At 65.0% G+C, this 17,214-nt stretch carries 11 protein-coding genes; 8 read left to right on the forward strand and 3 right to left on the reverse strand.

Features of this window, described 5'->3' with window-relative positions; translation table 11 throughout:
* From QWY79_RS15055 to QWY79_RS15075, 5 genes are read left to right on the forward strand one after another with little or no spacing between them, the layout of a single operon-like run.
* Complete coding sequence (locus QWY79_RS15055; RefSeq protein WP_290274548.1) at positions 1 to 1,215, forward strand: capsule polysaccharide biogenesis protein; 1,215 nt, start codon at positions 1 to 3, stop codon at positions 1,213 to 1,215.
* On the forward strand, positions 1,212 to 1,973 hold the full coding sequence (locus tag QWY79_RS15060) for an SDR family NAD(P)-dependent oxidoreductase (protein WP_290274550.1): 762 nt from the start codon (positions 1,212 to 1,214) through the stop codon (positions 1,971 to 1,973). The genes QWY79_RS15055 and QWY79_RS15060 overlap by 4 nt, the downstream gene beginning before the upstream one ends.
* On the forward strand, positions 1,970 to 3,544 hold the full coding sequence (locus QWY79_RS15065) for an LTA synthase family protein (RefSeq protein WP_290274554.1): 1,575 nt from the start codon (positions 1,970 to 1,972) through the stop codon (positions 3,542 to 3,544). Before QWY79_RS15060 ends, QWY79_RS15065 begins: the two co-directional genes overlap by 4 nt.
* Positions 3,541 to 11,049: a type I polyketide synthase gene (locus tag QWY79_RS15070; RefSeq protein ID WP_290274556.1), complete on the forward strand. Its 7,509-nt coding sequence runs from the start codon at positions 3,541 to 3,543 to the stop codon at positions 11,047 to 11,049. Before QWY79_RS15065 ends, QWY79_RS15070 begins: the two co-directional genes overlap by 4 nt.
* Entirely contained in the window at positions 11,046 to 12,371 is a 1,326-nt protein-coding gene (locus tag QWY79_RS15075; protein WP_290274559.1) for an aminotransferase class I/II-fold pyridoxal phosphate-dependent enzyme, read from the forward strand. Before QWY79_RS15070 ends, QWY79_RS15075 begins: the two co-directional genes overlap by 4 nt.
* Before the next feature lie 343 nt (positions 12,372 to 12,714).
* Here QWY79_RS15075 and QWY79_RS15080 read toward each other — a convergent pair whose 3' ends face one another.
* The 3 genes from QWY79_RS15080 to QWY79_RS15090 form a co-directional block, all read right to left on the reverse strand.
* On the reverse strand, positions 12,715 to 12,990 hold the full coding sequence (locus QWY79_RS15080; protein ID WP_290274562.1) for a type II toxin-antitoxin system RelE/ParE family toxin: 276 nt from the start codon (positions 12,988 to 12,990) through the stop codon (positions 12,715 to 12,717).
* Positions 12,977 to 13,171 (reverse strand): type II toxin-antitoxin system RelB family antitoxin, encoded by a 195-nt coding sequence (gene relB / locus QWY79_RS15085; RefSeq protein WP_290274565.1) that lies wholly within the window; start codon positions 13,169 to 13,171, stop codon positions 12,977 to 12,979. The genes QWY79_RS15080 and relB overlap by 14 nt, the downstream gene beginning before the upstream one ends.
* A 261-nt stretch (positions 13,172 to 13,432) precedes the next feature.
* Positions 13,433 to 14,329: a LysR substrate-binding domain-containing protein gene (locus QWY79_RS15090; protein WP_290274568.1), complete on the reverse strand. Its 897-nt coding sequence runs from the start codon at positions 14,327 to 14,329 to the stop codon at positions 13,433 to 13,435.
* Between the two features lie 108 nt (positions 14,330 to 14,437).
* Between QWY79_RS15090 and QWY79_RS15095 the strand changes: the two genes are divergently transcribed.
* The 3 genes from QWY79_RS15095 (at position 14,438) to QWY79_RS15105 (ending at position 17,206) form a co-directional block, all read left to right on the forward strand.
* Complete coding sequence (locus QWY79_RS15095; protein ID WP_290274571.1) at positions 14,438 to 15,454, forward strand: DMT family transporter; 1,017 nt, start codon at positions 14,438 to 14,440, stop codon at positions 15,452 to 15,454.
* 168 nt (positions 15,455 to 15,622) lie between these two features.
* Entirely contained in the window at positions 15,623 to 16,477 is an 855-nt protein-coding gene (locus tag QWY79_RS15100) for an ABC transporter substrate-binding protein (protein ID WP_290274574.1), read from the forward strand.
* 60 nt (positions 16,478 to 16,537) lie between these two features.
* Entirely contained in the window at positions 16,538 to 17,206 is a 669-nt protein-coding gene (locus tag QWY79_RS15105; protein WP_290274577.1) for an amino acid ABC transporter permease, read from the forward strand.
* Positions 17,207 to 17,214 lie beyond the last annotated feature (8 nt).

The raw sequence follows: 17,214 nt of genomic DNA on the forward strand, positions 1-17,214 counted from the left end.
TTGTTCCTTCAGGGTGTCTGCTCGCCATTCTTCCCGCGCCTGGGCAGGAAGCTGAGCGCCGATGGTCATCATGTCGCCAAGGTCAACTTCGCCGCAGGTGACATGGCCTACTGGTGCAAGAGCGCCGGCCCCGGCCACAACTTCCGCGGCAAGCTGGAAGATCTGCCCGCATTCCTCAGAGAGCTCTGGCAGCGGCACGGCACCACCGACCAGATCCTGTTCGGCGACCAGCGCCCCATGCACCTGATCGCCATCGAGGAGGCCCGCAAGCAGGGCATCCGCAACCATGTGCTCGAGGAAGGCTATTTCCGCCCCTTCTGGATCACCCTGGAGCGTGAAGGCGTCAACGGCTATTCGCTGCTGCCGCAGGATGCCGACTGGTATCGCGAGGTCGGCAGTCGACTGCCACAGCCTGCAAGACCCAAGCGCTTCCGTTCGTCGTTCAAGCGCCGAGCCCGCCATGATGTCCTCTACCACCTGGCCGGCCTCGGCAACCCGGCAATGTTCCCGCGCTATCGCACCCATGCGCCCGTCACCGCGCCGGTGGAGTACGCCGGCTATATCAAGCGCTTCACCCAGCTGCGCTGGTGGAAGCCCCGGGATACCGAGCGCATCGAGGCACTGGTCGCCGGCAATCGGCCCTACTACGTGCTGCCCCTGCAACTCAATGGCGATGCCCAGATCCGCAATCATTCGGACTTCGGCGACATGATCGAGGTCATCGAGCACATCATGGCTTCCTTCGCCCGGCAGGCCCCCTCGGACAGCCTGCTGTGCATCAAGAACCATCCGTTGGACATGGGTCTGATCGACTACGCCGGCCTGATCAAGCGCCTGGAGAAGCGCTTCGACATCGAAGGGCGCACGGTCTACCTCGAATCCGGCGACCTCAACCGTTTGCTGGATGCCGCTGCAGGCACCGTGACGGTCAACAGCACCTCGGGCATCGTCGCCCTGGAACACCGTTGCCCGACCATCGCGCTCAGCCAGCCCATCTACCGCCTGGATGGCCTGACCTTCGAGGGTGGACTGGACGACTTCTGGCGAGACGCACAGGCCCCGGACGACGAACTCTTCCGCTGCTTTCATCGCACCATCATGCACACCGTCCAGCTCAATGGCGGCTACTACTGTGACACCGGCATTCAGCTGGCCATCGACAACGTGGCCACTCGCCTGGAAGAACCCACCTCGCCCCTCGAGGCCCTGCTATGACGGCACACAGTCTGCTGATCACCGGGGCCACCGGCGCCATCGGCGGCGCCCTGGCCCGTCACTATGCCGCCCCCGGGGTTCGCCTGGTCCTGCATGGCCGGCGTGCCGAGCCCCTCGAGGCACTGGCTCAGGCATGTCGTGATGCCGGCGCGGAGGTCGAACTGAGCCGGGTCGACCTGACGGATGATACGGCACTCGAGGCGTGGCTGGGCCAGCTGGCACTGCCCGACGTGGTGATCGCCAATGCCGGCCAGAACATCCACGCCGAAAACGGCGCGGAAATGGAAGACTGGCAGGCCACCAGCCGGCTGCTCGACATCAACCTGCGCACTCCCATGGCCATGGCCCGCCACCTGGCACCACGCATGGTCGAACGCGGACATGGTCAGCTGGTCTTCCTCAGCTCGCTGGCCGCCTGGCATGGCCTGCCGCTGACGCCCAGCTACAGCGCCAGCAAGGCCGGCATCAAGGCCTATGGCGAAGCCCTGCGCGGCTGGCTGGCACCACGCGGGGTCGGCGTCACCGTCGTCATGCCGGGGTATGTCAGCTCGCGGATGTGTCACGACATGCCCGGCCCCAAGCCCTGGCAGATTGATGCCGACTCCGCGGCACGGCGCATTGCCCGTGGCATCGAGCACAACAAGGCGCGGGTCAGCTTTCCCTTTCCCCTCAACCTGGGCTGCTGGTGCCTCGGCGTGATGCCCGCCGGCCTGGCGCAACCGGTACTTCGCCTCATGGGCTACGGGAGATCGACATGACGCTGGCCCTGCTCTGGCCCTGGGGGCTGGGACTGATCGCCAGCCTGTTCGCCGAGTCTCTGCTGCGCCCCGCGCCATCGCCGGCCTGGCAGCGCCCGGCCTCGACCCTGGCGGTGCATGTCGGCACCTGGAGCCTGGCCTTCGGCGGTCTGGTACTGATCCTGCAGCGCCCCTGGTTCGCCCTGATGCTGTTCGTGGCGTTGCAGCTGGTGGTAGTGCAATCGAGCAATGCCAAATCCAGGACCCTGCGCGAACCCTTTATCTGTCAGGACTTCGAATACTTTCTCGACGCCATTCGCCATCCACGCCTCTATGTGCCCTTCTTCGGCATCGGCCTGGCGATTGGTGCGACCCTGGCCGGCCTGGCGGCCATCATCGGTTTTCTGCTGATCGAGCCCTCACTGCTGGCCCGGTATGGCGGGGAGGTCTTCCTGTCGCGCAGCGCGCTGATCATCGTGGCCTCGATCCTGCTACTGCGGCTCAGCCTGCGTCGCCTGCCGGCGTGCAGCCTCGACCCGGCGCAGGATACCCATCGGCTCGGCCTGTTCAGCGCCCTCTGGGCCTATGGCCTGCTGATGCGCCGGCCGCTCGGCGAGCTCGCCTCGCCCTATGCCCCCGCGCCGGAGACCCTGAAGGACCAGCCATCTCTGCCCCACCTGGTGGTGGTGCAGAGCGAATCCTTCTTCGACCCGCGCCCCTGGCATGGCCAGCTCCGCGACGACCTGTTGCCGAACCTGGATGCACTGCGCGATGAAGCCATGCTGCAAGGCCGCTTACGAGTGCCGGCCTGGGGCGCCAATACCGTGCGCACCGAGGCCGCTGTGCTGACCGGCCTCGACCAGCAGAGCCTGGGCATCCACCGCTTCAATCCCTACCACCAGCTGGCCGAGCGTCCGGTACCCAGCCTGGCCGCCGAACTCAAGCGACTCGGCTATCGCACCGTCTGCGTTCACCCCTACGCCGCCAGCTTCTACCAGCGCGACCGCGTCATGCCACATCTCGGCTTCGATGAATTCATCGATATCCAGTCCTTCGAACGGTCGGACTACTGCGGTCAGTACATCGGCGACCTCGCGGTGGCCGATAAGGTTGGCAGTCTGCTCGTTGATACGGATAATAAGCCGTTATTCGTGTTCGTGATCAGCATGGAGAACCACGGCCCCTTGCAGCTGGACCAGTGGGCGGCTGACCAGTCCCGGGACTCGCTGGCCCCAGGCGCCCCGCCGCTGCCGGACGATGACGGAGAGCTGGCCAGCTACCTGGCGCACCTGCAGAATGCCGACCGCATGGCAGGGCGCCTGCGACAACAATTGGCAACCAGCACCAGACAAGGCCTACTGTGCTGGTATGGTGACCATGTACCGATCATGCCGAACGCGTATGAACATCATGGCGAGCCCGACGGCGACACGCCCTATTGGCTATGGTCGAGTCGCGGCCGCCGTAACAGGGCCCAGACGAGCGAGTCGCTGGGCGCCGAGCAATTGAGTCTACGGATATGGCAGGCCGTCATCGATCAGGCACAAGGCGCCGATGACGACTGCAACCAGAAGCATCGGGAGCGAGCATGACAAGACGCGTGGCCATCATCGGTGTTGCCCACCGGATGCCGGGAACCACCCCGGAAGGCTTCTGGCAGGACCTGAGGGACGAGAAGGACCTGGTTACCCAGGTCGCCCCTGACCGCTGGAGTCATGAAGCCTTCCAGCACCCTGACAAGCGCAACCCCGGCACCAGCGTGACCTTCGCGGCCGGCAGTCTGGGCGATATCAGTGGCTTCGATGCCGACTTCTTCGGCATCTCGCCGCGTGAAGCGGCCAACATGGACCCGCAGCAACGCATGCTGCTGGAACTGACCTGGGAAACCATGGAAAGCGCCGGCATTGCCCCCTCTCGGCTGCGCGGCAGCCAGTGCGGTGTTTTCCTGGGTGTCGCAGCGCTCGATTATTCGTATCGCTATACCGGCGACATGGGGGCCATCGATGCCTCCACCGCCACCGGCAACACCTCCAGCATCGCCTCGAACCGGCTCTCCTACCTGTTCGACCTGCACGGGCCGAGCATGTCGGTGGACACCGCCTGCTCGTCGTCCATGGTGGCCTTCCACCAGGCCTGCCAGGCCATTCGCAGCGGCGAGACCAGCATGGCCCTGGCCGGCGGCATCAGCCTGCACCTGCATCCCTACGGCTTCATCATCTTCTCCAAGGCCAGCATGCTCTCGCCCAACGGCCGCTGCCGCGTCTTCGATGCCGATGGCGATGGTTATGTGCGCTCGGAAGGCGCCGGCCTCTTCATGCTCAAGGACTACGACCAGGCCGTGGAAGACGGCGACAACATCCTGGGCGTGGTCGCCGGCTCGACCGTCAACACCGACGGCCACAAGCAGGGCCTGACCGTCCCCAACCCGGACGCCCAGACCCAGCTGATGCGTCAGGTCTACGAGCGCGCCGGTATCAGCCCCGACGAGATCGACTACCTGGAAGCGCATGGCACCGGCACCGCCGTCGGCGACCCCATCGAGACACACGCCATCGGCGATGCCCTGGCCCGGCACCGCCGCACGCCTTTGCCCATCGGCTCCGTCAAGAGCAACCTGGGCCACCTGGAAACCGCCTCGGGCGTGGCCGGCCTGGCCAAGGCGCTCTACAGCCTGCGTCATCGCGAAGTCCCGGCCACCATCGGCATTCGGCGCCCCAACCCGAAGATTCGCTTCGATGACTGGAACCTGGAAATCGTCACCCAGGCACGCAAGCTGAAGCCCGAAGGGCGCCTGGTCATCGGCGTCAACTCCTTCGGCTTCGGCGGCGCCAATGCTCATGTCATCCTCGAGAGCGCCCCGGCACGGCCGGAGCCGTCGCCCGTGGTGCCGGAGCAAGCACTGCCCTTGCGCCTCTCCGCGCGGGGCGAACCGGCTCTGCGCGCCATGGCCGGCGAGCTGGCCGACTGGCTGCGTCACACCGACAGCCGCCTCTACGACATCGCCGATAGCCTCTATCGCCGCCGCGAGCACCATACCGATGGCGCCCTGCTGCTGGCAGACGACAAGCAGGAAGCCGCCGAGCGCCTCGCGGCCTTTGCCGAAGGGCGCGACACCGACAGCCGCGGCCTGGAGATCGAACACCCGGTGATTCGTGGCCAGCGGCTCGCCAGCGCCCAGGGCCCGGCCTTCGTCTACGACGGCAATGGCTGCCAGTGGGAAACCATGGGCCGCGACCTGCTGCATGAATCCAAGGTCTTTGCCGCCGCCATCGATGAAGTCGATGCCCTCTTCCAGCGGCATGCGGACTTCTCGCTGCGCGCCGAGCTGGATGGCGACAACGGCACCGAGCGCTTCGAACGCACCGAAATCGCCCAGCCGGCCCTCTTTGCCGTGCAGGTCGGTATCACGCGCATGCTCGCCGCCCAGGGCATCGAACCGGTGTCCGTCACCGGGCACAGCGTCGGCGAAGTCGCCGCCGCCTGGGCCTGCGGCGCCCTGTCACTGGCTGATGCCGTGCGCGTCATCCATCTGCGCAGCCACTTCCAGGGGCTGACCCGTGGCCAGGGCGAGATGACCGCCGTCGGCCTGGGGGCCGAAGCGATCGCCGAGTACCTGGAACAGCCGGCCCATCAGGATATCCACCTGGCCGGCATCAACAGCACCAAGGGTGTCACGCTCGCCGGTCCTGCCGAAGCACTCGAGCGTATCGAGGCCGAGCTGCATGGTCAGCGGCATTTCGCCAAGCGTCTGGGGCTGGACTATGCCTTCCACAGCCCGGCCATGGATCCCATCCGCGATGACCTCATCGCCTCGCTCAAGGGCCTGACCCCGCATCGCTCGCGCATTCCCTACATCTCCACCGTCACCGGCCAGGAGCTGGACGGCGAGCAACTGGACGCCGCCTACTGGTGGCGCAACATTCGCGAGCCGGTACGCTTCGCCGATGCCGCCCGTGCGCTCACCGATGATGGCACCAATGTGCTGATCGAGATCGGCGCCCACCCGATCCTCAAGCGCTATCTCAGCGAAGCACTGCGCGACGCCGAACTCGACGGTCAGGTCATCGGCACCCTGGAGCGTGACCTCGCCGGGCCGTTGTGCATCGACCGCACCATCGGCCAGACGCTCCTCTCGGGCCTGGCCACCGACACCGATCACTGGTTCCCGGTGACCGGCCAGCTGGTGGAACTGCCGCGCTACCCCTGGCAGCATCAGTCCTACTGGATGCCCAGCACCTCGGACGGGCTGAACCTGCTCAACCGCCATTACGAACACCCCTTGCTGGGCTATCGGCTGGCACAGCACACCCTGACCTGGGAAAGCCAGCTGGATACCGGCCGCCGTCCCTGGCTGGCCGACCATGTGGTCGGCAATGCCGCCATCTTCCCCGGCGCCGGCTTCATCGAACTGGCCCTGGCCGCCGCCGCCCGCTGGCGCGACGCCCGCCCGCTGGATATCGAGGAACTCGAGATCCAGGCCCCAATGATGCTCGACGGCCAGCACGGCCGACTCAGCCGCCTGGCCATTGCACCGGAAGACGGCCGCATCAGCGTGCACTCCCGCGAACCGGCCACGGGCGAGGAGTGGCAGCTGCATGCCACCGCCCGCATCATGAAACAGAGCAAGGGCCTGCTGCTCGAGCGCACGGCTCCCGGCCTGCCACAACGCGAGCCGGACCTGATCCTCGACGACCACCTGGCCATGGCCAGCCGACTGGGCCTCGACTATGGCCCGGCCTTCCAGGCCATCGACCGCGCCTGGATCGAGGACGAGGAAGTGCTGGGTCGCATCAACCCCACGCCGGTCATCGAGGAGCAACTCGAGGCACAGCACCTGCATCCCGGCATCCTGGACAGCGCCTTCCAGCTGTTCCTGCCGCTGCTGGCGCGCCAGAGCGCGCGTCAGGGCCAGGCATTCGAGCGCCAGGGGCTGGCCTTCGTGCCGATTCGGGTCGGCCGCATCCAGTGGTCGCCGGACGCCGGACGCCCGGTCGTGGCCCGGGCCCGCCTGCTCAAGCGCGCGCCCTACTCCTTTACCGCCGATTTCGAACTGTTCGACGCCCAGGGCCGCGCCGTGGCCGTGGTCAGCGAGACCCGCTTCAAGGCCGTACGCCTGACCAGCAACGCCGAGCAGAGCCTGAGCCACCTGGACGTCTGCCTGACCCCGGCACCGCACCCGAGCCAGCAGCAGCCGGCCGACCTCAGTTCGCTGGTTGCCGCCATGCCCGAGCTGGTCGACGGCTATGCCGCCGCCACCGGACAGCGCTACGCCAGCGAGCTGGCCCCGCTGCTCGACCGTCTGGCGGAAGCCTTCGCCGCCGAGGCCCTGGCGCCCGAACTGGTCGATGGCGAACTCAGCCAGTCCCATTACCAGGCCATGGTCGCCGCCCAGCCCCAGACACAACCCCTGCTCGACCAGCTGTTGCACCTGCTCGTCGACGCCGGCCGCCTGGAGCGCCACGAGCACGGCTGGGCACAGCTGGCCACGGATGACGACGTCGATGCCGTCACCATCTGGCGGCTGCTGGCGCAGGACTATCCCGGCCACATCGGCCCGATCCATCGCCTGGGCCGCTTCGGCCTCAACCTGCGCGAGCTGCTGGCCGGACACCGCTGTGCCGAGGACATCGGCCTCGACCGTGACCGCCTGACACGCCTCAATCGGCAACTCATCGGCCACCACGGCTGGCAGGCACTCGCCGCGTCGCTCGGCAAGGCACTCGGCGAGACCCTGGCCGAACTGCCCGAGGGCCAGCGCCTGTCACTGCTCGAAGCCGGCGTCAGTGCCCCGGCCCTGGGCGAGCGTCTGACCCGATTGCTCGACCCGGACCTCTGCGACTACCGCCTGCTCACCGCCGGCGAACTCGCCTGGCAGCACGCCGAACAACTGCGCGAGCGCCAGCCGTTGATCGACGTCGCCTCACTCGAATCGGCCGATCACGATACGGCCTCGGCCCGGGCCCAGCTCGCCCTGGTGTCGCTGGACGTCACCAACCCCGAGCTCAGCCGCCGCCTGGTCGATGCCCTGCCGCAGCGCCTGGCCCCCGGTGCCAGTGTCCTGCTGCTGGGAGTCGCCCCCTCGGCCTGGATCGACACCCTGCTGGCCACGCCCGGCCTGGACGACACCTCGAACCGGCCCACGGCCTGCGAGCTCGAGGATGTCAGCGCCTGGCTGTCCCAGCTCGGCGCCGTCGATATTCAGCCACTGCCGCTGGAGGACGACGCCGGTGCCTACCTGATCCACGCCCGCCTGCCCGAGGCACATCAGGCCGGCAACGGCGTGCCGGATCGCGAATCCACCGCCGAGGCCTCCAGCGACTTCCTGCTGGTCGCCGATGAAGGGGATACCAGCCTGGCCGAGGAGCTCGCCGCCGCCCTGGAGCGTCAGGACCATTACGCCATGATCGGCGATGCCGAGGACGCCCATCGCGCCAGCCGCATCATCGACCTGCGCAATGGCGGTCTGGAGCGTTGCCAGCAGGCCGCCCGCTGGCCCGGCATTCTCGAGCCCGTTGCGGAAAACGCCGCCCAGGCGCCCACCCTGTGGCTGATCACCCGCGACGTGGCCGGCACCTGGCGCGACGACGCCGCAGCCGAGGTCAGCGACGATGCCGCCCTCTGGGGCTTCGGCCGCTCGCTGGCCAACGAGGCCCACGGCTATACGGTGCGACTCCTCGACCTGCCGGCCGGCGAGCTCCCGACTGCCGCCTTCACGGCACTCAGCGACGAGCTGATCGGCAGCGACGCCGAGACCGAGGTGGTCATCGATGCCCAGGGTAAACGCTATGCCACCCGCCTGCGGGTCATGCCGGCACCGGGCGAAAGCCCGACGGCCACCAACACCAAGGCACAGCCTCACGGCGCCATGACGCTGGGCTTCCCCATGCCCGGTCAACTGCGTCACCTGAGCTGGCAACCCACCAGCCTGGAGCAGGCCGGCGAAGGCCAGGTCCAGGTTCGCGTCGAGGCCACCGGCCTCAACTTCCGCGATGTGATGTACACCCTAGGCATGCTCTCGGATGAGGCTATCGAGAACGGCTTCGCCGGCCCAACCCTGGGCCTCGAGTTCTCCGGCGTGGTCGAGCACGTCGGACCCGGCGTCGAGGGCGTGGCCGCCGGTGATGCCGTGGTCGGCTTCGGCCCGGCCAGCTTCAGCGACCGCCTGATCGCCAGCCAGCACGCTATCGCGCCGCTGCCCAACGGCATCGACTTCGCCGCCGCGGCGACCATCCCGACCACCTTCTTCACCGTCTACTACGCGCTGAAGCACCTGGCGCGCCTGGCTCCCGGCGAGCACGTGCTGATCCACGGCGCCGCCGGCGGCGTCGGCCTCGCCGCCATCCAGGTGGCCCGCTGGCTGGGTGCCGAGATCCACACCACCGTGGGCGCCGAGGAAAAGCGCGACTTCCTGCGCCTCAGCGGCATCGAGCGGCTGTATGACTCGCGCTCGCTGACCTTCGCCGAGGAGATCCTCGCCGATACCGACGGCCGTGGCGTGGACGTGGTGCTCAACTCGCTGGCCGGCGAAGCCATCAACCAGAACCTGCGCGTGCTGCGCCCCTTCGGTCGTTTCCTCGAGCTCGGCAAGCGCGACTTCTACGAAAACACCCATATCGGCCTGCGGCCCTTCCGCAATAACCTCAGCTATTTCGGTATCGACTCCGACCAGCTGATGAAGGAATGCCCCGAGCTGACACAGACCCTGTTCGGCGAAATGATGGCGCTGTTCGAGGACGGCACCTTCACCCCGCTGCCCTACACCGCCTTCGGCAACCGGCAGGTGGTCGAGGCCTTCCGCTACATGCAGCAGGCCCGCCAGATCGGCAAGGTCGTGGTCACTCAGGACCAGCCACTGGCCTCTGCCGAACAGGTCACGCCACTCGAGGCCCCCGCACTGCAGGCCGATGCCAGCTATCTGGTCACCGGCGGCCTGGGTGGCTTCGGGCTGCGCACCGCGCAATGGCTCGCCGAGCGCGGCGCCCGTCACCTCATCCTGGTGGGTCGTCGCGGCGCCGCCTCTCCGGAAGCCGCCGACGGCATCGCCCGCCTCGAAGCCATGGGCGTGACGGTGGAGGCCGCCGCCTGTGACGTGGGCGACCGCGCCTCTCTCAGCGCCCTGCTGGAGCGCTGCCGGGCCGAGCATCCGCCGCTCAAGGGCATCGTTCACGCCGCCGCGGTCATCGAGGACGGCCTGATCCGCAACCTCGACGACACCAGGATCGAACGCGTGCTGACGCCCAAGGTCGAGGGCGCGCGCCTGCTCGATGAACTGACCCGCCAGGACGGCCTGGACTTCTTCGTCCTCTATTCCTCGGCGACCACCCTGTTCGGCAACCCTGGCCAGGCCAGCTATGTGGCGGCCAACCACTGGCTCGAAGCCCTGGCCGCCAGCCGCCGTGGCCAGGGGCTGCCCGCCACCTGCGTGCGCTGGGGCGCCATCGAGGATGCCGGCTTCCTGGCCCGCAATACCCGCACGCGGGATGCGCTCCAGGAGCGCCTCGGCGGCTCGGCCCTGCGCGCCGATGACGCCCTGAGCGTGCTCGGCCGCATGCTCGCCGCACCGGGGCCCAGCCTCGGCGTGCTCGAGCTCGACTGGCCGGCGCTGGCCCGCTCGTTGCCCACCGCCGACAGCCCGCGCTTCAGCGAGATAGCCCGCGCCGCCGGCGACGAGAACCACCAGGACGACAGCGACCAGGACATCGCGCAGCTGCTCGCCGACCTCTCGCCGGAAGAACTCCACGGCACCGTCACCGAGCTGCTCAAGGCCGAACTGGCCAGCATCCTGCTGGTGGAGGAAAGCAAGATCGACGTTCACCGCTCCGTCTATGACATGGGCTTCGACTCCCTGATGGGCGTCGAACTGATGACCGCCATCGAGTCCCGGCTGGGGGTACGCGTGCCCGTCATGGTGCTCAGCGAAGCCTCGACGCTGGACAAGCTCAGCGGCGTGCTCATCGAGCGCCTGACGCGCGGCGACGACGCAGACGACGAGAACGGCGACGACCAGGCCGGATTGGCCTCGCTGGCGGCCCAGCACGGTGCCGATGCCATCGCCGACTCCGGTGAAACGCAACCGCAAGAGGCCACGACGCGATGAGTCAACAAGGCCCTCGCCATGACCTCAAGCGCCAGCTCCTCGACGGGGCGCGCAGCCGCAAGCGCTCGCGCCCCGCCGGCGAGCCACAACCGGGCGCCACGGCCGGCCAGGGGCGCGTCTCGGAACGCTTCACGCGTTTCGATGCCCATCCCGGCTATCAGCAACTGACCCTGATGCGCGATGCCGCCAAGCGGCTCGGCCTGGTCGACCCCTTCTTCCGTTGCCACCAGGGCAATGCCGGGGCCACCAGTCGCATCGACGACCGAGAAGTCATCAACTTCGCCAGTTACAACTACCTGGGCTTCTCCGGCGACCCGCGCGTCAATCAGGCGGCCATCGACGCCGTGCAGCATTACGGCAGCTCCGTCTCGGCCAGCCGCATCGTCTCCGGCGAACGCCCCATCCACGGCGAGCTGGAAAGCGCCATCGCCGAGGCCTACGACGTCGAGGCGGCGGTGGCCTTCGTCAGCGGCCACGCCACCAATGTCTCGACACTGGGCTACCTGCTCGGCCCTGGCGACCTGATCCTCCACGACGAGTACATCCACAACAGCGCCCTGGTCGGCGCCCAGCTCTCCGGCGCCCGGCGCATGAGCTTCCCGCATAACGACGCCGACGCCCTGGACGACCTGCTGCGCCGTCATCGCCCGCAGTTCGAGCGCGTGCTGATCGTCATCGAAGGGCTCTACAGCATGGACGGCGACCTGCCCGACCTGCCGCGCTTCGTCGATATCAAGCAACGCCACCAGAGCTGGCTGATGGTCGACGAAGCCCACTCCTTCGGCGTACTGGGCGAACATGGTCTGGGCCTGCGTGAGCACTTCGACATGCCCGCCAACAGTGTCGATATCTGGATGGGCACCATGAGCAAGACACTGGCCGGCTGTGGCGGCTACATCGCCGGCTGCCAGGCACTGGTGGATACCCTGCGCCACCTGGCGCCGGGGTTTCTTTACAGCGTGGGCATGCCCGCCCAGGTCGCCGGCCCCTCACTCAAGGCGCTGGAACTCATGCACCAGGAGCCTCAGCGCGTGCACCGCCTGCAGGCCATCTCGCGCTACTTCCTGGAGCAGGCCCGGCAAATGGGGCTGGACACGGGGGAAAGCATCGGCGCCGCCGTGGTCCCGGTGATCATCGGCAGCTCGGCCCGCGCCGCCGGCCTCTCGCACTCCCTGTTCGAGCGCGGCATCAACGTCCAGCCGATACTGCACCCCGCCGTACCCGAGCAGAGCGCCCGTTTGCGCTTCTTCCTCTCCTGCGAGCACACCGAAGCCCAGGTCGACCAGACCCTCGCAGCCCTGGAAGAAGAGCTGGCACGGTGAATACCCCTGCGCCTGAAGCACACCAAAGAGTCAATGAGCATTTTGATCGGACTCGCTCGCGAGAAGATTTCAACGCCGTATGGTCGAGCGGAGTAACCTGTAAACATCGTCTAACCGGGTGCAGACAGGTTTCAGGCAATGCCTAGGCACTGTCTGAAAAGTCGACGAGCGAAGGTTAGACAAGGCGAAAATCTGTGAAAATGCGGAGTTTACAAGGAGTAAATGAGCAATTTGATCGGACTCGCGCGCGAGCAGATTTTCAACGTCGTATAGCCGAGCACAGGCAGTTTTCAGACATTGCCTAGCACCCAGGCAGCGTTCTGGAGGGCATCAAGCAGCTGAGTCAGGGATATTCACGACGGGCGTGGAGCACATCCAGAATAGCGATGTGATCGGTCGTAATACGATATACCAGCAGGTAGTTAGGATGAACCACCGCTTCTCGCGTTCCAGGGACACGTCCCTGGCGGTATAGATAGGGATGCTCGGATAGTGCCTTGGCAGTCTCTTCGATGGCACTGGCCAGTGCCTCGGCGGCGTGGGGGTTGCGCTCGCTCACGTAAGCGGCGATCTCTTCAAGCGCATCCAGCGCATGAGCACGCCACTCAACCGGTAGCATCTCGACTTTTCCTGGACTCGATCATGGCCCGGACACGAGCCATCGCCTCGTCATGGGAAACGTTGGGGCGTGGATCATCAAGGCTCTGCTGGATGCGCTCGCGAAACCAGCGGTCATAGCTGTCAGCTTGTTCCTGCGTCTCGAACTCCGAGACAATAGGATCCAGTGGAGTACCCATCATAACTCTCCTCGTATGCCACCAATATACTCTACCAGTGAATCATCGTCTGGTGCACGCGCCATCCGATCATGCTCATTCCTGGGGAATAGCTTACTTCGTGCGCACTATCAAGCCCTTGCCCTTGGCTGGGCGAGCGCACGGGAGCTTCCGTGCCGACATACTCGGCAACAATGCCATGGAAGCATCGGTCAAGAACGTCGATGCCGGCGAGATGCGCGTCGGCAGCCACCCTGTTCGGCAATCCGGGCCAATGGCATCCAATCACTGGCTCGAAGCCCTGGCCCCCTGCCGCTCCCGAATGTACGCCTGCAGTTGCAGGGCCAGCTGCTGTGTCGACTCGCTGGGTCGCCCGGGGCTGCGATGCAGGGTGATCTCCGAGAACGGCAGCTCCGGCAGCCCCTCGTCACGCCCCAGCAGGCGCAGCTCCGGCCCCAGCATGGACGGCGTGAGCACCGTCACGGCCAGCCCCGCCCGAACCGCGGCAGAGAGCCCCGATAGACTTGGGCTGGCGTAGGCAATCCGCCAGGCAATTCCGGCCGCGTCCAGGGCGGCAATCGCTCGTTCACGAAAGATGCACACGCCCTCCCGGGAAACGGCGAGCGGCAAGGGAGAGCGGTGATGCGTGTCGTAGCCGGAAGCCCCCGCCCACACCATCGGTTCGCGACACAGGACTTCGCCGCCCGGGCTATTGGGTTGGCGGGTGGTGATCGCCAGATCGAGCGCCCCCGAACTGACCTCCTGCACCAGCTCGACACTCAGGCCACAGCGCACCTCCAGTTCCACGCCCGGGAAGCGAGCCTCGAAGGCCGACAGTGCCTCGGGTAGGTAGAACACGTAATCGTCGGGAATGCCAAGGCGCACCACGCCGGCAAGGCGCTGCTCCTGAACATCCTGCCAGGCCAGCGCATTCTGGCGCAGCATCTGCCGTGCATGGATCAGCAGGCGTTCCCCGGCCGGCGTCGGCACCGCCGTCTTCTGGCCTCGCTGCAAGAGCTGGCATCCCAGGGTCGCTTCCAGGCGATTCAGGTGCGCACTGACGGTGGACTGCGCCAGGTGCAACTGCTCTGCCGCCCTGGTGAAACTCCCCTTGTCCACCACGCCAACGAATGTCTTGAGCACGACGAGATCCAGGGGCCTCTGGACGCTGGAAATGGTCATCACGTTTCCTGATGGCTTTATCATAAGACTTTGATTCCATGATGCAGATGACATCCGCAGAATGCACGCCATAGCAACATTCACTCGTCATCGATCAGGAACATAAACATGCGCCATTCAGCCAGTATCGGCCTGCTCGCCGGGTTCATGACCGTCACCCTCTGGGCCAGCCTGCCGCTATTGCGCGCACTGGTCCAACTACCGCCCATGTTGACAGCCGCCATCGCCATGCTGGCGGCAGCCGGCGTGGCTCTGGGCCTGGAACGATGGCGCACGCCGGGTCAGCGGCCGGAGTCGGACAAGAGTGCCGGATTCTGGCTGATGGGGGTTGGCGGGCTCACCGGCGCCCTCTACTTCTATTTTCTGGCGCTGGACGAGGGCGACCCCGCCAAGGTGACCCTGGTGACCTATACCTGGCCGGTAGGCTTCATGCTGGTGGCCGACCGGCTGGCGGGACGGGGCTTGCGCATCGAGACACTGCTGGGCGCGCTGGTAGCCTTCTCGGGGCTTGCACCGCTGATCCTGAACGACAGCGAAAGCGTGCCCACCCCTCCGCTGGCCTATGCGGCCGGACTGGCGGCCGGGCTATCCTGGATCGTCTTCTCGCTCTACCTGAAGACGGGCAGTCCGTCACGACCGACCAACTACAAGCGCCTGTTTGGAGGAGTCGCCGCCACTGCCCTGTGCCTGCACCTCCTGCTGGAGCCCGCCGCCGAACAGAGCACCGCCCGGGACTGGCTGATGGCCTCGCTGATCGGCATAGGACCGTATGGAATCGCCTTCATGACCTGGGGCTTCGCACTGCAACGCTGCTCGACGACCCTGCTGGGCCTCATGACCTACCTGGTGCCGGTGTTGTCCTCGCTATTCGTGGTCGTGATGGGCTGGGCGCCGCTCAGCACCCCGCTACTGGTGGCTGTAACCGCCGTCTTCATCAGCGGCGTGATTACCCAGGCCTCACTGCCCCGTCCGCGCTTCGCTCATGAACAACGTAATGCGGCGGGTCAGCCGCGTGACACCCTGCCCCCGATTCCCATGCCCGCCATGCCACCACTGGGCGTGTTGTCGTGGACCCGTCGCCGGATGCCAAGCAAACAACGTGCCCCGATCGGCCAGAGCGGATAAAGTTGAATGCAAGCGCCTTCACAACGTCATTGAACCTTCAAGTTGACAGCCTCGAAGCGGCTTCAAAGACATTCAGCGTATTGGTCAAGCGGCTTTGACAACCCAGGAAGCCCTGGTTCATATTGGAGTTGCCAAATAACAAACTCATCAAAAAGCGCGAGAAAAATCATGAAATTAGCAAAAAACCTTTTACCTGCGGCCATCATGGGCACAGCCATGCTGAGCAGCGGAATGGTAACTTCAGTATCCGCTCAAGAAGAAAGCTACACAGTGGGGGTCGAAGCCTCTTTCCCCCCATGGGCTTACGTAGAATCAGGTGAGTTCAAGGGGATTGCCATCGATGCCATGGAAGCCATTGCCGATGAAATGGACATAGAAATAACCTTCCAGGACATGCCCTTTCCGTCCTTGATTCCGGCACTTTCCGCCGAAAAGATCGACATCCTGGCAACAGGCCTTACTGTTACAGAAGAGCGCAGCCAGAATATCGACTTCACCATCCCCTGGTGGGAAACCAACGATGTTGTGCTTGTGCCCGAGGACTCCGATCTCAACGTATTCAACGCAGTGTGCTGCGGCGCACGTGTAGGGGTTCAAGGCGGCTCCTCCCAGCAGGCCTGGATGGAAGAAAATGTCCTGGACTCCGAGGTCGATGTTGAACTGGCCAAGTACGATAGCTATGTCATGGCAGTGGATGATATGGCAGTCGGCCGGATTTCCTCTGTCATTGTCGATGACACCTCGGCTCAGGAATATATCAATGCCGGCAAACCCGTGAAGATGGCCGGCAAAATCTACATTCGGGCACCTCTCGCCCTGGCTGTATCGAAAGGAGACCCTCAGGAAATTCTAGGGGAGCTTAACCAGGGGATTCTGGCGATTTATGATTCAGGGGAATGGGAAAAAATTGTCAGCGAATATATTCCAGGTGTTTCGGTACCGACCGTTCCAGGACATATGCCTGACTTCGTAGATACCTACCAAAAACCCGTGGCCGGCCTTCCAGAGCTTGGCAACGAATAAGTCGTTTAACGTCGAACGCCTTCCATGATGGAAGGCGTTCGTTGTTTAAGGGAAGCAGGCATGGATATCTACGACGTTCTGTTGCGAGACTTTCCCTTCTTGCTGAAGGGGCTCGGTGTTGCTGTCATACTGTTGGCCGCCCTGTTATTGATTGGGTTTGTCATAGGCATGACAATTTGCCTCTTGCAACTATATGGCCCTAGAACGCGCTTTATTCAGTGGCCCTTGATGCTATACGAACGCATCTTCCGGGGTGTGCCGATCATCATCATGTTGTTTATCTTCTTTTACGGCATATCCGGGGTTTTGGACATCTCGGCTTTTGGTGCGGCTATATTGGCCATGGGGCTACGTTCTGCGGCATACCAATCACAAATCTTTCGAAGCGCATTCCAGTCAGTACCGACAGGCCAGATGATGGCGGCCCGAGCAATGGGCATGTCGAAGATGAAAGCTATCCGACATATCGTCTTTCCACAAGCAGCACGGCATGCCATTGGCCCATGGACCAATGAATTCTCTTCAGAGGTAAAAGAAACCTCGCTGGCCTATGTGATCGGCGTAGTAGAGCTGACTCGCCAGGCTCATTACATCATTACCAGTACACAAGGCAACGTATTGACGGTTTTCGCCGTGGTAGCACTCCTGTACTTCATCCTGAACCGCACCGGGAATAGCCTCCTCTATGCCTTCGAGCGTAAGCTTTCCGTGCCGGGCTTTGAAAAATAACCAACAGG

Source organism: Halomonas sabkhae (assembly GCF_030409265.1).
GTDB lineage: Bacteria > Pseudomonadota > Gammaproteobacteria > Pseudomonadales > Halomonadaceae > Halomonas > Halomonas halmophila.

Bases quoted from the DNA above. Each gene is read 5' to 3' on its own strand.
- QWY79_RS15060 (WP_290274550.1), top strand. From the start codon at position 1,212: ATGACGGCACACAGTCTGCTGATCACCGGGGCCACCGGCGCCATCGGC.
- QWY79_RS15105 (WP_290274577.1), top strand. From the start codon at position 16,538: ATGGATATCTACGACGTTCTGTTGCGAGACTTTCCCTTCTTGCTGAAG.
- QWY79_RS15075 (WP_290274559.1), top strand. From the start codon at position 11,046: ATGAGTCAACAAGGCCCTCGCCATGACCTCAAGCGCCAGCTCCTCGAC.
- QWY79_RS15090 (WP_290274568.1), bottom strand. From the start codon at position 14,329: ATGACCATTTCCAGCGTCCAGAGGCCCCTGGATCTCGTCGTGCTCAAG.
- relB (WP_290274565.1), bottom strand. From the start codon at position 13,171: ATGATGGGTACTCCACTGGATCCTATTGTCTCGGAGTTCGAGACGCAG.
- QWY79_RS15100 (WP_290274574.1), top strand. From the start codon at position 15,623: ATGAAATTAGCAAAAAACCTTTTACCTGCGGCCATCATGGGCACAGCC.
- QWY79_RS15080 (WP_290274562.1), bottom strand. From the start codon at position 12,990: ATGCTACCGGTTGAGTGGCGTGCTCATGCGCTGGATGCGCTTGAAGAG.
- QWY79_RS15070 (WP_290274556.1), top strand. From the start codon at position 3,541: ATGACAAGACGCGTGGCCATCATCGGTGTTGCCCACCGGATGCCGGGA.
- QWY79_RS15095 (WP_290274571.1), top strand. From the start codon at position 14,438: ATGCGCCATTCAGCCAGTATCGGCCTGCTCGCCGGGTTCATGACCGTC.
- QWY79_RS15065 (WP_290274554.1), top strand. From the start codon at position 1,970: ATGACGCTGGCCCTGCTCTGGCCCTGGGGGCTGGGACTGATCGCCAGC.